The organism is Mesorhizobium sp. M1423 (assembly GCF_040317575.1).
Classification (GTDB): Bacteria; Pseudomonadota; Alphaproteobacteria; order Rhizobiales; family Rhizobiaceae; genus Mesorhizobium.
Genome location: NZ_JAMYKU010000013.1, coordinates 73888 through 87400, shown reverse-complemented (window position 1 = coordinate 87400; position 13513 = coordinate 73888). Strand labels below are relative to the sequence as shown.

The window sequence follows — 13513 nt, the reverse complement described above, 5'->3', positions numbered from 1 at the left end:
ACGATCGTGCGCGGCTATGCGCTGGCCTTGTCGAGCTCGGCGATATCGTCCGGACTGAGCTGCAACGACGCCGCACGCACCAGGCTGTCGAGCTGGCCGAGCGTCGTCGCGCTGGCGATCGGAGCGGTGACGCCGGCGCGCGCCATGATCCAGGCCAGCGCCGCTTCCGCCGGCTTGGCCGAATGTCTGGCCGACACGGCGTCGAGCGCTGAGAGAATGCGCATGCCACGCGCGTTGAGATACCCTTTCACACCGCCGCCGCGCGGGCTTTTGCCGAGATCGGCTTCGCTGCGGTACTTGCCGCTCAAAAACCCTTTGGCGAGGCTGAAATAGGTGATGACGCCGATGTCCTCGGCCACGCACAGATCACGCAGCGGACCATCGAAGAACGAGCGGTCGTAGAGGTTGTATTCCGGCTGCAGCACCTCGTAGCGCGGCAGGCCGCGCAGGCTTGCTACGTCGAGTGCGGCGCGCAATTGGGCGGCGTCGAGGTTGGAAGCGCCGGCATAGCGGATTTTGCCCTTGTCGAGCAGTTTCTGGTAAGCACCGAGCGTTTCCTCATACGGGGTCGCAGGGTCGGGCCAGTGCGACAGATAGAGATCGACGGTATCGACCTGCAGCCGCTTCAGCGAGGCATCAATGGCCTTTTCGATATAGGCGGCGGACAGATCCCTTTTGCCCTGCCCCATGTCCGAACCGACCTTGGTGATGACGACAACCCTGTCGCGGTTGCCGCGACTCTTCATCCATTTGCCGATGATGGTTTCGGATTCGCCGCCCTGGTGGCCGGCAATCCAGCGCGAATAGGAATCGGCCGTGTCGATGGCGTTGAGACCGGCGTCGACAAAGCGGTCGAGCAAGTCGAACGAGGTTTTCTCATCGGCGGTCCAGCCGAACACATTGCCGCCCAGAACCAATGGCGCGATGGATAGGTCGGTGCGACCGAGACGACGTTTCTGCAAGGCTGATCTCCATGGTGATTCATGCTGAGGCGGGTGGGAGCCGCCGACCGGGCTAACCTATGTCGCGCCATGGCAACGTCAAACGCATAGCCTCTTTTCCAACCCGCTGGCGCTTCACAAAACCGCGACCCGCCGCGCCGTGTCCGGCTTCCAAACCAGCCCCTCTGAGGAAATTGGCAAGTTTAGCACATAGATTGTCAAATCTGCCAATTCTGGCCTTTGCCGGCCGGCCATAAGTTCCGCGGCGCCGACGCAAATTTCGGCACGGTCTGGCCAAGCCCAGACTGTTTGCCCCGGATCGTTTGTTATGGAGACCGGCATGAAAGCAATTGTATTTGACGCCATCGGCTCGCCGCGCGACGTGCTCTACGTTGACGACCTGCCGATGCCGCGGATCGGCGATGGCGAGGTGCTGGTCAGGATGGTCTCGGCCTCGATCAATCCGGGCGACTTCCTGTTTATCCAGAACCTCTATCCCGAACCGAAGAAGCCGCATTTTCCCCAGCAGATCGCGGGAAACCATGGCGCCGGCATCGTCGAAGCCGTTGGCGCGAACGTTTTGCTGGAACCGGGCACGCTCGTCGCGTTCAGCTATTATGGCAGTTGGGCCGAGTACGCGGCCATTCCCGCCGAATGGCTGATCCCGTTGCCTGCCGGCTATCCGGTCGAACGCGCCGGGCAGATGGTGAACCCCATTACCGCGTGGGATCTGATGGTGGATTCCCGTGTGCGGCCTGGCCAGTGGCTGGCTGTCACGGCCGGCTATTCGTCGATTTCGACAATGGTGATGCAGTTCGCCCAACGACGCGGCATCAACGTCATCGCGCTGGTGCGGCGCTCGCACCAAAGCTTCGATCTGAAGACGCTTGGCGTCGCCGCCATTCTTGACCTTTCGGACTTGAAGGCAAGTATCCGGGAAGCCGTGATGGATATCACCGGCGGCGCCGGATTGAACGGGATTATCGACAATGTCGGCGGACCTGTCAGCGGCGAATTGATCCGCACCCTGGCGCTCGGCGGGCAGATGGTGATCAATGGCGGCATGAGTGCCGAGCGCTTCGAACTTCACAATTTCGATGTGTTGCTGAGCGGCGTGGAGATCAGGGCGAATATCTATCGCTACTTCTTTTCGCCGCCGGTCGAAGCCGACCGACCTGTGCTACGCGAGATCATCGACATCTTCGGCCAGCCCGGCTTCCACGTTCCTGTCGGCGGTCTCCGCCCGTTGACCGAGTTCAAGCTCGCCGTGGCAAACAGCCTGGATCGCGCCGATCTTGGCAAACAGATTTTCAGGATGTAGCCCGGACCACGACGCCGAAAGCATCATGGTCAACGACCAAAGAAGCTACGTCGCGACCCGTCTTGTCACCTCTTCCAGCCAGCGATCGCTTATACCCAGTGCTTCGAGGTGCTCCAGCGTGCTGAGCACGTAATCCTCATTCCTCCCCGACTGGCCGACGGCGCCGCGAACGACGGCTGCTGCCTCGGCGGCGTCGAGCGCACCGGCGTATTGCTCATGGCTGCGGTCCACGACATAGGCGATGGCTTCGACCGTCTCGCCCCCATCCGTTTCACGCTTGTCGAGGCGGACGCTGAGCACACGCTCGAGATAGACGTTGGTGACCAGCTCGCGTTCGCGCAGATAGGTGACGACCTCGTTGCGCAGCTCGCCTGGAACCCGGAACGCCAGCCCGATGCAGGAGCCGCCGCGGTCGAGGCCGAGCACCAGGCCCGGCCGTTCGCGCGAGCCGCGATGCACGAAAGAATAGACGCAGAGCGAACGGCGATAGCCATGCAGGCGGGCACGCCGCGTCTCGACATGCGCGAATCCCGGCCGCCAGATCAGTGAGCCGTAGCCAAAAACCCAAAAATCGCCCATATCGCCAAGCCTGATTGTGACGAACCACCTCACCGGTGGTGTTTCAGTCCGTCTACCTGTTGTTGCCGAAAGCGACAGCCCGCCCGTGCCACCCGCGTTAACGAAAGCCGCAGCATGACGTCAAGTGACGAGCGCCCGCCGCCCAGCCAACGTCGCCGCCTGTTGTGGCTTGCCGCTTTCATTCTCGTGCTGTTCGGCATCTACAGCGCCGGCTGGTTCTGCCTGGCGGACTTGGTCGAGAGCGCAACCGACAAGGCGGTCGCCGATCTCGACGACAAAGGCATCAAGGCCGACTGCGCCAATCTCGCGGTCAGCGGCTATCCCTTCACCTTCACCCTTTCCTGCGACAGTCTGGCTTACGAGGACGACAGCCGCAACGTCGCTGCATCGACAGGCAAAATCAATGCCGCCACGCAGATCACGCGGCTTCTGTCGCCTGCCGCCGAGTTCAGGGGGCCGCTCAGGACCTCTGTTCCCGGCATGACGCCGCTGTGGATCGACTGGGATGATTTGCAAGCCGACATGAAGCTGTCCTGGCCGCTGCCGAGGCGCCTCTCGCTGCAGGCAGAAGGCCTGTCCGGCCAGACCGATCCGGCGGACGACACCGATCCCGTCTCGCTGTTCAGCGCCGGAACCGCCACCGGACAATTGCGCCCAAACGGCCCGGACATCGACTATGCCGGCAATTTCACCGATCTCGAAATCGACGCAGAGGCCATCGGCGGGCGCGTCTTGCCGCCGCTCGACGGCAGCGGCGACGTGACATTGAAGAACGGCGTGACGCTGATCAAGGCAAGTCCGAAGAGCCTGCGCGGCCAGGCGGCCGAAATCCACGAGCTCGATCTGTCTTCAGGAACCGCGCGCATCACCGTTTCCGGACCGCTGTCGGTCGATGACGACGGTCTCATAAATGCCGACCTGATGATCAAGCTCACTGACCCGAAGGCCGTGGCGGCAATCCTCGCCACCGCCATCCCCGAGCAGAAGAAAGAAATCCAGACCGGCTTCGCCGGACTGGCGCTGCTCGGCAACGCACCGTCGATGCCGCTGAAGATCGTCAAGGGCAAGGCCTCGCTCGGCTTCATCCCGCTCGGCAAGATCAAGCCGCTCGACTAGAGCAATTCCAGGAAAAGTGTGAACGGTTTTCCGTCCGGAATTGCGTCAAACAAAAAGATAGACCGGTTCGGCGTTTTCCGTGAAACGATGAACCGTTCTGGGGCGGCACGGCCTGCGATCGGCTTGCCGCGGCTTATCCCTTCGGCGGGTGTTCGACTGCCTGGCGGCCGAAATCCGGTACGTCGATGTCCTGGCCGGCCTCGATGATCGAGCGGCGGACAGCGCGGGTGCGGGTGAACAGGTCGAACAGCTTTTCGCCGTCGCCCCAGCGGATCGCCCGCTGCAGCGAGGACAGATCCTCGGAAAACCGCGCCAGCATTTCGAGAATGGCGTCCTTGTTGTGCAGGCAGACGTCGCGCCACATGGTCGGGTCGGACGCCGCCAGACGGGTGAAGTCGCGAAAGCCGGAGGCCGAGTATTTGATGACCTCGGACTTGGTCACCGACTCCAGATCGTCGGCGGTACCGACGATGTTGTAGGCGATGATGTGCGGCAAGTGCGAAACGATGGCCAGCGTCATGTCGTGATGCTGCGGGTCCATCGTGTCGATGTTGGAGCCGCAGCGGCGCCAGAATTCCGAGAGCTTTTCCAGTGCCGCGGCATCGGTGCCGGGCAGCGGCGTGAAGATGCACCAGCGGTTCTCGAACAGTTCGGCAAAACCGGCATCCGGTCCCGATTTTTCGGTGCCGGCCAAAGGATGGCCGGGGATGAAGTGCACGCCATCAGGCACATGCGGCTGCATCTGCGCGATCACCGATGCCTTGGTCGAGCCGACATCGGTGAGGATGGTGCCCTTCTTCAGCGCCGGTGCGATCTCCTGGGCGACCGTGCCTGAAGAGCCGACCGGCACCGAAACGATGACCAGATCGGCATCGCGAACCGCTTCTTTCGCATCTGTCGTGTAGGTGTCGCCAAGGCCGAGTTGGCTCGCCCGCTCCAGCGTCGCTTCGCTGCGCGTCGAAATGGCGACTTGGCCGGCAAGTCCCTCGCGGCGGATGACGCGGGCCAGCGACGAACCGATCAGGCCGATGCCGACCAGCGCGATCTTTTCGAACATCGGTGAGGTCATGGTGCCCTAGCTTTTCAGGAATGTCGCGAGTGCTGCGACAACGCCGCGATTAGCCTCTTCGGTGCCGATGCTCATGCGCAGCGCGTTGGGAAAACCGTAGCCGGAAACGCGCCGCAATATGTAGCCGCGCGCACTGAGGTAGTCGTCGGCGGCCGCCGCCGAATGCTTTTTGTCCTCGGGAAAGTGGATCAGGATGAAATTGCCGACGCTCGGGGTCACCCGCAGCCCGAGCCCGGTCAATTGCTCGCTCAGCCAGGCCAGCCAGGTCTCGTTATGCGCGACGCTGCGCTCGATATGAGCCCGGTCGCGGATCGCCGCGATGCCTGCCTCGATCGCCGTCGCATTGACGTTGAAGGGCCCGCGCACGCGGTTGATCGCGTCGATGACGTGCGTTGGCGCATAGATCCAGCCGATCCTCGCGCCACCGAGGCCCAATTTCGAGAAAGTGCGGGTCATGACTACGTTTTCCGCGCTGCCCACCAACTCGACGCCGGATTCATAGTCGTTGCGCCGGACATATTCGGCGTAGGCGGCATCCAGCACCAGAAGCACGTTTCGCGGCAGGCCCGCATGCAGGCGGCGCACCTCCTGGAACGGCACGTAAGTGCCGGTCGGGTTGTTCGGATTGGCAAGGAAGATGATCCTGGTACGCGGCGTCACCGCGGCGAGGATCGCATCGATGTCGGCGCGTTCATCAGTCTCCTTGACCGTTACCGGGACGGCACCGGCCGACTGGATGTAGATCTTGTAGACCATGAAGCCGTGTTCGGTGATGATGGCTTCATCGCCGGGCGCGAGGTAGGTCTGCGCAAGCAGGCCCAGGATCTCGTCGGAACCGTTGGAGCAGACGATGTTCGCCGGATTGAGCCCGTGCACGTCGGCGATCGCCTCCCGCAGGCGCCTGGCGCTGCCGTCGGGATAGACCGCGAGCTTGTCGGCGACCGCGCGCGCGGCCTCTATCGCCTTTGGCGAAGGACCGAGCGGGTTCTCGTTCGCCGACAGTTTGTGGACTTTGACGACACCTTCAGGCGCCGCGCTCTTGCCGGGCACATAGGCTTCGATGTCCATGATGCCGGCGCGGGGCGTTGGACGTGTCTGATCCGGTGTCTGGCTCATTCCATGAAATCCGTCGAGGAAGCCTCCATCCGGAAGCCGCAGCGGAAATACAAGCCGTGGCCCGGAATGTCGAGGGGCGGCAATTCGGGATCAATAACTTGCCGTTGACGAAGCCATGCGTCAGTCCTAGAAGAGCAGCGACAGTTCCGTGGTGATTTGGCCGGTCGGCTTGCAGCCACGTTAAACAACTTGCTAAAGGGCCGTTTGCATCTTGTAACCGGCTTTGCGAAGGCATGGCCGGTTTTTTGTTGCCCTGACTGGTTGTTGCCCGGACCGGCGGACAACTGAAGGCCGGGCAAGGAGATGTGATGGTCGCTTTGCGCGCGCGAAAAACCAACAACGAGGCCGACCAGCCGTCGAGCCCGGCGTTGCGTTTCGGCGCCGACAAGCCGCTCAAGCTCGACGCCGGCACGCTGCTGTCGCCGTTCCAGATCGCCTACCAGACCTATGGCACGCTCAACGACGCGCGCTCCAACGCCATCCTCGTCTGCCATGCGCTGACCGGTGACCAGCATGTCGCCAACACCAATCCGGTGACCGGCAAGCCGGGCTGGTGGGAAGTGCTGATCGGCCCCGGCAAGATCATCGATACCGACCGTTTCTTCGTCATCTCGTCCAACGTCATCGGCGGCTGCCTCGGTTCCACCGGCCCCGCCTCGACAAATCCCGCAACCGCCAAGCCTTACGGGCTCGACCTGCCGATCATCACCATCCGCGACATGGTGCGGGCGCAGCTGATGCTGGTCGAGCATTTCGGCATCGAACAGCTGTTCAGCGTGCTGGGCGGCTCGATGGGCGGCATGCAGGTGCTGCAATGGGCCTCCAGCTATCCCGAGCGCGTCTTCTCGGCCCTGCCGATCGCCACCGGCGCCCGCCATTCCTCGCAGAACATCGCTTTCCACGAGGTCGGCAGGCAAGCGGTGATGGCCGACCCCGACTGGCATGGCGGCAAATATTTCGAGCACGGCAAGCGACCGGAAAAGGGGCTGGCGGTGGCGCGCATGGCCGCCCACATCACCTATCTGTCGGAAGCAGCGCTGCACCGCAAGTTCGGCCGCAACCTGCAGGACCGCGAAGCGCTGACCTTCGGGTTCGATGCCGACTTCCAGATCGAGAGCTATCTGCGCCATCAGGGCATGACCTTCGTCGATCGCTTCGATGCCAACTCCTATCTCTACATGACCCGGGCGATGGACTATTTCGATCTCGCCGCCGACCATGGCGGCCGGCTGGCCGATGCCTTCGCCGGCACCAAGACCCGTTTTTGCCTAGTCTCCTTCACCAGCGACTGGCTGTTCCCGACCGAGGAGAGCCGCTCGGTCGTTCACGCGCTGAACGCGGCCGGCGCCTCGGTATCGTTCGTCGAAATCGAGACCGACCGCGGCCACGACGCCTTCCTGCTCGACGAGCCGGAACTGTTCGCCGCCATCAAAGGCTTCATCGCCTCGGCGGCGCGGGCGAGAGGGCTCGGCGCATGACCCCGAAAGGTTGCAGGCTTTTCGGATCAGGACCATGTGCCAGGCATCAGCGCATGACCCTGAAAAGTTGCAGACTTTTCGGATCGGGATCATGCGCCGAGCAAGAGGCGAGCCCATGAGCGTCAACCGCGCCCAGCGCGTCGACCTCGAAGTCGTCGCCGATCTCATCCCGCCGCAGTCGCGGGTGCTGGACGTCGGTTCCGGCGACGGCCTGCTGCTCGAATTGCTGCAGGCGACCAAGAAGGTCGACGGCCGCGGGCTGGAACTGTCGCAGCGCGGCGTCAACGAATGCGTGGCGCGCGGCCTGTCGGTCATTCAAGGCGATGCCGACAAGGACCTCCAATTCTATCCCGACAAGGGCTTCGACTTTGTCGTCTTGTCGCAGACCTTGCAGGCGACCCGCAATCCGAAGCTGGTGCTCGACGAACTGCTCCGGATCGGCAACCGCGCCATCGTCTCATTTCCCAATTTCGGCCACTGGCGGGTGCGCTTTTCGCTGCTCTTCAACGGCCGAATGCCGGTGACCAAGGACCTGCCCTATTACTGGTACGACACCCCCAACATCCATTTCTGCACCATTCGCGATTTCGTCAATCTATGCGACGAGCTGGGCGCGACGGTGGAAAAGGCAACCGCGCTCGACGCCAACGGCCAGCGGATCGGCTTCTCGATGCCGTGGTGGTTCTGGAACTTTTTCGGCCAGCAGGCGGTATTTCTGCTGAAACGGTAGCAGGCCGCCCGCGAGCCGATCATTCCCCTTATTCAAGCACGTCGGTGGCCTTGTGCGGGTGCTCGACGCCGTCGACGAAGACCACGTCGGACTGAGAATTCGCGGTGCGCAGCGGCAGATCTCCTGATAGGCGGGCGAGCGGTACCATCCGCGCGCCTGCTGCATGTCTGGAAACTCGATCATGACGAGGTGCCCCGGCCAATTGTTTTCAACCACGTCCCCCTCGCTGCCATGCACAATGAAGCGCCCGCCGAACGGCTCAAGCGTGGCATCGATCTTCTGCAGGTACTCGACGATCGACGGCCCCGGCGTGACCTGGCGCATATGGGCGACGGCGTAGGCGGTCATGGTGTAACTCCTTGTGGTCGAAAGCCGGACAACCGGCTTGATGGGAGCAGTTTGCCGGGACGTTGCGCGCTGGTCGATTACCCCCGAGGTAATGACACCGAATACAAAACTGGCGCGCCGCTGCCGTCACCTGAAAGATATTTCTCCTGGCACCGATGATTTCCGCCCACCTGCGCTGTCCTTATCGATGAGCGCGCCTGGATGGTCCGGCGGCCGGGAACAGAGAGGTGATCCATGGGATCGTTGCAAAATCAGAATGTCGTCGTCGTCGGAGGCAGCCGGGGTGTCGGCCGCTCCATTGCGGAGGTCGCCCTCAAGGAGAAAGCGACGGTGCTGGCGGTCGCCCGCGGAAAACAGACCCTGGCGCAATTTGCCTGGGAGGTCTCCGGCGTGAAGACGCTCGCGATCGATGCGACGGTGGACTCCGCCCCCGATAAGGTCTTCGCCGCGCTTGAGCCGGACGTGCTGGTGATCTGCGCAGGTGCGCTGGCCCCTTCCGCGCCGGTGCATGAACAGAACTGGAAGGCCTTCTCGGCAAATTGGGACACCGACGTCAAGGCGTCGTTCCTGTTTTGCCGGGCCGCTCTGCGCCGTCCGCTCAAGCCGGGAACCCGGATCGTTCTGATCTCCAGCGGCGCGGCCTTGACCGGCGGACCACCCAATGCCGGCGGCTATGCCGGCGCAAAACGCATGCAGATGTTCCTGGCCGGTCATAGCCAGAAGGAGTCGGACCGGCTTGGCCTCGGCCTGCGCTTCATGGCGCTCGCGCCGATGCGGATCATGCCGGAGACCGGCGTGGGCAAGGCCGGCGTCGACAGCATCGCGGCCTATATGGGCATCCAGCCGGCGGACTTCATCGCCGCCATGACCGACATGCAGACGCCGGCCGATGTCGGACGGGCGGTGGTCGCACTCGCCACCGGCCAGCCGCAAGGCAGTTCCTTCATGGTGAGCGGGAGCGGGCTTGCCCCGGCCGCCTGAGGCGCGCGTAATGCAAACCTGACCCGGAACCCGAAAGTAGCATGACAGACGCTCAACCACCTCTGGAACCGGCACGCCAGCCGATCCTCGATCGGCTGGCCTTCGAGAAGGTCACGGCCGCGCATCGCCGCGAGCTCAAGCTGCATTGCTATCGCATGATGGGTTCGCTGCACGAGGCCGACGACCTCGTCCAGGACACGTTGCTTCGCGCCTGGCGCGCAAGGTCGGAGTTCGACGGGCGGGGTTCGGTTCGCGGTTGGCTCTATATGATCGCGACCAATGCTTGCCTTAACGCCATCAAGGCGAGGTCGAGGGCGCGTCGCATTCTCCGGGAACCCGGACGGCCGCCGTCGCACGGGGCGGCCATAGGCGGGCCCGTAGCTGACGTCGCGTGGCTGGAGCCCTACCCCGACGCCGAGCTTCCAGACATTGCCGGCAGCGAGCCAGGTCCGGAAGCCCGTTACGAGAGCCGCGAGGCCGTCCAGCTCGCCTTCGTCGCCGCTATCCAGGATCTGCCGCCCAGGCAGCGCGCCGCGCTGCTGCTTGCCGACGTCCTGGGATGGTCGGCCGTCGAGACGGCGCGTTTGCTGGGCGGATCGACGGCTTCGATCAACAGCGCGTTGCAGCGCGCCCGCGCAACGCTGACGGCGCGCTATCCTGGCGGACGGCCGGCCAGCCGATCACGGCCCAACCCCGAAGAAGGCCTGCTGCTCGAACGTTACATGCAGGCCTGGCAGGCCGCCAATCTCGAAGGTTTGATCGAGCTCCTGCGTGAGGACGCCATCTATACCATGCCGCCTTGGCGCGAATGGTATCAAGGCCGCGAAGCGATCCGCGGTTTCTTCGAGACCGTCTGGCCGAGGTTCGGCGGCTTCCGCACGCTGGCCACCGCGGCCAATGGCCAGCCGGCGGTCGGGGTCTATTCCCGCAGCCACGATGACCCGGCGTGGCGGGCCCATTCCCTGCATGTGTTCGAGCCAGCCGAGGGCGGGATCGCTTCCTTGACGATCTTCATAGGGCCGCTCGGGCCATCTCTGTTCCCGGCCTTCGGCCTGCCACCGGCCTAGCTTACCCGCGGGCAAGCCTTACCGGTCGAGTTCCGGGAAATACGGGTCGGAGAAAAACCGCCGGTCGCGCTCGCCTTGCAGGCAGTCGATCGGTGCGTCGGTGCGGATCGTCCTCGGATCCTCCTTGGGATACTCGACGCCGCTGACCTCGAGGATCAGTTTGCGGCGAGTGGCGGTGGCGAATTCGGAAACCGCGTAGATCGGTAGCACGAACGAGCCCGGTCCGCCGGTGACGCATTCGGCATAATACCGGTCGAGATGGCTGAAGGTCGGTGACGGGCTGATCAGGATCGGCAACCCGTTGATGACGATGCCCTTCGCCAGCGCCGCATCGCGTGCCGTTGTGACCGGCAAGCCGGTGTTGTTTGGGCCATCGCCAGAGACGTCGATGACGCGGCGTTTGGCCACGAAGGCCGTGCCATCGAAAAGCTCGGCGCCGAAGGCCACGGCACCGGAAATAGAGGTGCCGCGAAAGCTCCTGAACGGGCGGGCCGCGATCTTGTCGGCGAAAGCGTTGGCGCTCTCCTTGCTGTCGATGACGTGCCAGGCAATGACCGCATCGTCGCGGATGGTGCCGGCCCATTCGAAATAGGCGATGGCGATGCGGCCGGAAGGGCCGGTACGCACGGCATTGATGAAGTCGGGATGTCGCAGCGCCGCGACATAGCCGGCGCGCTGCAGGGCAAACTCCCTTTCATCCATCGACTGCGAGATGTCGACGGCCAGCACCAGCTCGACGTCGACGGCAATGGCATTGGCGGGCGCGGCCACAGGTGCTGCCGGGGCACAGGCAAGGCAGGCGAGCAGGGCGAGAGCGTCAAGCATGGCCGATCGGAACGTTCCCATCTGAAACGATCGCCATAGTTTTTCGCCGCGATCGCGGCGAAATAAAGCTTGGCTTCTATTTCTTTCGGCGAGCCGAGGCGATAATCGGGGGCGGTTCGATGGCGCCTGCCCTGACACGGGCCGGCTTGAGGGGCGGTTGGCCGGCATCCTTGACGATGGTCAACGCTCGCGGGAAGAAGCGGGTATTGTGCTGGCCGCGGCCGATATTGAGGATCGCGGCGTCGGGAAGGCGCTTGTCCAGCATCGACAGCACTTGCCTCAGCGTCGCGCCGTCGAACGCGTCCAGCGCCTCGTCGATGATCACCCATTTCGGCCGTCGCAAGGCGAGCCTGGCAAAGGCCAGCAGACGCTGCTCGTCGTCGCTGAGCTCACGCTCCCAGCGCGCCGAGTGATCGAGCGAGGACGACAGGCGTTGCAGCCCGACATCGGCCAGCACCTCCGAAATCTCGGCATCGCTCGCCTCCGCCGCGCCGTCTGAATGGTTGAGCACCTCGCGCAGCCTGCCGAGCGGGAAATAGGGAGTACGCGGAACGAAGATCGGCGCTTCTCCGGCCGGCATGCCGATCCGGCCGCTGCCCCATGGCCACAGACCGGCAATGGCGCGGAAGAAAAGCGTCTTGCCGGCGCCCGGATCTCCGGTGATCATGACGCGGTCGCCGGCGCGGATTTCGACATGCGGCTCGGCAAGCTTGGTGCATCCGTCCGGCGAGGCAATCTCGAGCTTCTCGAATGTCAGGCTGCCGTCGGGATTTTCGCCGAACGAAATGCGCCTTTCCGTATCGTGCAGCGCGTCGGTGTCGCCGAGCGCGATGCGGAAGTCGGCGACCCGCATCAGCGTGGCGCGCCAATCGGCGATGCCGCCGATATTGTTGATGAACCAGCGCAGCGAGGAATGGACCTGATTGAAGGCGCCGACCGCCATCATCAAGCCGCCAAAGCTGATATCGCCGGCAAAATAGACCGGGGAAGCGACGAGGATCGGCGCGACGACAGTGATCCAGCCATAGGTGTCGGTAACCCAGGAAAGATTGATCTGGGCGCTGTAGATGCGCCGCATGGCGCCCAGCACCATGCCGAGGTCGAATTCGAGCCGGCGCCTGGCATCGGCCTCGCCATGCGCAAGCGCGATGGCATCGACATTCTCGTTGACGCGAACCACCGAGGAGCGCAGCTCCGCTTCACGCGTATAGCGATCGTTGTTGAAGCGGATCAGCGGCCGCCCGACCAGCCAGCTCAACCACGAAGCGGTGCCCGCATAGAGGATCGCCGCCCAGACCATGTAGCCGGGTATGGCCAGCGAATGGCCGCCTATGTGGAAGACGAAGCCGGAAGACAGCGACCACAAGACGCCGACGAACGAGGCAAGCAGGATGCAGGACTGCAGCAGGCCGATGCCGAGACCGGTCGAAAGGTCGGAGAGATGCCCGGCATCCTGCTGCAGGCGCTGGTCGGGATTGACGCCGATGGCGCCGGCATGGGTCAGCCGGAAGGCACGCGCCGGCCGCATCCATTCGCCGATCAGGTCGAGCGTCAGCGCCTCGCGCAGCTTCAGGCGAAGCATCTGGTCGAGCCAGGTCTGGCTGACATTGAGCACCACAAGCCCGCCGGCGATGCCGGCGAAGACCAGAAGCTGATGCAGGAAAGCCGGCATGTCGCGCCGCGCCAGCGCGTCGTAGAAAGGCTGGTTCCAGCGATTGAGCAGAACCTGCCCGATCGAGCTCGCCACGATGACGGCGACGATGCCGATCGCTGCCCAAAGCAATTGTTTTCGCACTGGCGAGGTGGTCAGCGCCAATTTGATTGTTGCCAGCTGCTCACGCAGGCTGCTGGCTTCGATCGACGTGGCAAGCTTCTGGGCGCTGGGCTCGACATCCGGATGATCAGCCATGAGTGGATCCTTGCATTCGGAAGCGGTGCTAAA

12 protein-coding genes, 1 pseudogene and 1 riboswitch are annotated in these 13513 nt (G+C 63.6%); of the genes and pseudogenes, 6 read left to right on the top strand and 7 right to left on the bottom strand.

The window, feature by feature from the left end; all coding sequences use genetic code 11:
• Positions 1 to 14: 14 nt before the first annotated feature.
• Positions 15 to 962 (bottom strand): aldo/keto reductase, encoded by a 948-nt coding sequence (locus NKG95_RS17770; RefSeq protein ID WP_352641344.1) that lies wholly within the window; start codon positions 960 to 962, stop codon positions 15 to 17.
• Positions 963 to 1281: 319 nt separating this feature from the next.
• Here NKG95_RS17770 and NKG95_RS17765 point away from each other — a divergent pair, with 319 nt between their 5' ends.
• Positions 1282 to 2262 (top strand): quinone oxidoreductase family protein, encoded by a 981-nt coding sequence (locus NKG95_RS17765; protein ID WP_031194569.1) that lies wholly within the window; start codon positions 1282 to 1284, stop codon positions 2260 to 2262.
• 45 nt (positions 2263 to 2307) lie between these two features.
• Here NKG95_RS17765 and NKG95_RS17760 read toward each other — a convergent pair whose 3' ends face one another.
• Entirely contained in the window at positions 2308 to 2841 is a 534-nt protein-coding gene (locus tag NKG95_RS17760) for a gamma-glutamylcyclotransferase (RefSeq protein ID WP_023721103.1), read from the bottom strand.
• 114 nt (positions 2842 to 2955) lie between these two features.
• Between NKG95_RS17760 and NKG95_RS17755 the strand changes: the two genes are divergently transcribed.
• Positions 2956 to 3957 (top strand): DUF2125 domain-containing protein, encoded by a 1002-nt coding sequence (locus tag NKG95_RS17755; protein WP_353041698.1) that lies wholly within the window; start codon positions 2956 to 2958, stop codon positions 3955 to 3957.
• Between the two features lie 133 nt (positions 3958 to 4090).
• Here the strand turns inward: NKG95_RS17755 and NKG95_RS17750 are convergent, their stop codons facing one another.
• Together NKG95_RS17750 and hisC are read right to left on the bottom strand one after the other, a co-directional pair.
• Entirely contained in the window at positions 4091 to 5026 is a 936-nt protein-coding gene (locus tag NKG95_RS17750; RefSeq protein WP_353041696.1) for a prephenate/arogenate dehydrogenase family protein, read from the bottom strand.
• Positions 5027 to 5032: 6 nt separating this feature from the next.
• The gene (hisC, locus tag NKG95_RS17745; RefSeq protein ID WP_353041695.1) at positions 5033 to 6142 is read right to left on the bottom strand and encodes a histidinol-phosphate transaminase; all 1110 of its coding nucleotides are present in this window, start codon (positions 6140 to 6142) and stop codon (positions 5033 to 5035) included.
• Positions 6143 to 6280: 138 nt separating this feature from the next.
• Positions 6281 to 6358: riboswitch (SAM riboswitch) on the top strand.
• Between the two features lie 92 nt (positions 6359 to 6450).
• Here hisC and metX point away from each other — a divergent pair.
• Together metX and metW are read left to right on the top strand one after the other, a co-directional pair.
• Positions 6451 to 7620, top strand: coding sequence for a homoserine O-acetyltransferase MetX (gene metX, locus NKG95_RS17740; protein WP_353041694.1), 1170 nt, complete (start codon positions 6451 to 6453; stop codon positions 7618 to 7620).
• A 115-nt stretch (positions 7621 to 7735) separates the two neighbouring features.
• Positions 7736 to 8350: a methionine biosynthesis protein MetW gene (metW, locus tag NKG95_RS17735; RefSeq protein WP_023721109.1), complete on the top strand. Its 615-nt coding sequence runs from the start codon at positions 7736 to 7738 to the stop codon at positions 8348 to 8350.
• 28 nt (positions 8351 to 8378) lie between these two features.
• On the opposite strand, the pseudogene NKG95_RS17730 reads toward metW, so the two are convergent.
• Positions 8379 to 8698: pseudogene (locus tag NKG95_RS17730) on the bottom strand (DUF1330 domain-containing protein).
• A 234-nt stretch (positions 8699 to 8932) separates the two neighbouring features.
• Between NKG95_RS17730 and NKG95_RS17725 the strand changes: the two are divergent.
• Together NKG95_RS17725 and NKG95_RS17720 are read left to right on the top strand one after the other, a co-directional pair.
• Positions 8933 to 9679 carry an SDR family NAD(P)-dependent oxidoreductase gene (locus NKG95_RS17725; protein WP_353041693.1) on the top strand — a complete coding sequence of 249 codons (747 nt, stop codon included), beginning with the start codon at positions 8933 to 8935 and terminating at the stop codon, positions 9677 to 9679.
• A gap of 41 nt (positions 9680 to 9720) precedes the next feature.
• Positions 9721 to 10746 (top strand): RNA polymerase subunit sigma-70, encoded by a 1026-nt coding sequence (locus NKG95_RS17720; RefSeq protein ID WP_023721113.1) that lies wholly within the window; start codon positions 9721 to 9723, stop codon positions 10744 to 10746.
• 18 nt (positions 10747 to 10764) lie between these two features.
• Here the strand turns inward: NKG95_RS17720 and NKG95_RS17715 are convergent, their stop codons facing one another.
• Positions 10765 to 11571, bottom strand: coding sequence for a DUF1194 domain-containing protein (locus tag NKG95_RS17715; protein ID WP_352483499.1), 807 nt, complete (start codon positions 11569 to 11571; stop codon positions 10765 to 10767).
• A gap of 76 nt (positions 11572 to 11647) precedes the next feature.
• On the bottom strand, positions 11648 to 13480 hold the full coding sequence (locus tag NKG95_RS17710) for an ABC transporter ATP-binding protein/permease (protein ID WP_023721115.1): 1833 nt from the start codon (positions 13478 to 13480) through the stop codon (positions 11648 to 11650).
• Positions 13481 to 13513: the final 33 nt, after the last annotated feature.

Bases quoted from the DNA above. Each gene is read 5' to 3' on its own strand.
- hisC (WP_353041695.1), bottom strand. From the start codon at position 6,142: ATGAGCCAGACACCGGATCAGACACGTCCAACGCCCCGCGCCGGCATC.
- NKG95_RS17725 (WP_353041693.1), top strand. From the start codon at position 8,933: ATGGGATCGTTGCAAAATCAGAATGTCGTCGTCGTCGGAGGCAGCCGG.
- metW (WP_023721109.1), top strand. From the start codon at position 7,736: ATGAGCGTCAACCGCGCCCAGCGCGTCGACCTCGAAGTCGTCGCCGAT.
- NKG95_RS17765 (WP_031194569.1), top strand. From the start codon at position 1,282: ATGAAAGCAATTGTATTTGACGCCATCGGCTCGCCGCGCGACGTGCTC.
- NKG95_RS17755 (WP_353041698.1), top strand. From the start codon at position 2,956: ATGACGTCAAGTGACGAGCGCCCGCCGCCCAGCCAACGTCGCCGCCTG.
- NKG95_RS17720 (WP_023721113.1), top strand. From the start codon at position 9,721: ATGACAGACGCTCAACCACCTCTGGAACCGGCACGCCAGCCGATCCTC.
- NKG95_RS17760 (WP_023721103.1), bottom strand. From the start codon at position 2,841: ATGGGCGATTTTTGGGTTTTTGGCTACGGCTCACTGATCTGGCGGCCG.
- NKG95_RS17710 (WP_023721115.1), bottom strand. From the start codon at position 13,480: ATGGCTGATCATCCGGATGTCGAGCCCAGCGCCCAGAAGCTTGCCACG.
- NKG95_RS17750 (WP_353041696.1), bottom strand. From the start codon at position 5,026: ATGACCTCACCGATGTTCGAAAAGATCGCGCTGGTCGGCATCGGCCTG.
- NKG95_RS17715 (WP_352483499.1), bottom strand. From the start codon at position 11,571: ATGCTTGACGCTCTCGCCCTGCTCGCCTGCCTTGCCTGTGCCCCGGCA.
- metX (WP_353041694.1), top strand. From the start codon at position 6,451: ATGGTCGCTTTGCGCGCGCGAAAAACCAACAACGAGGCCGACCAGCCG.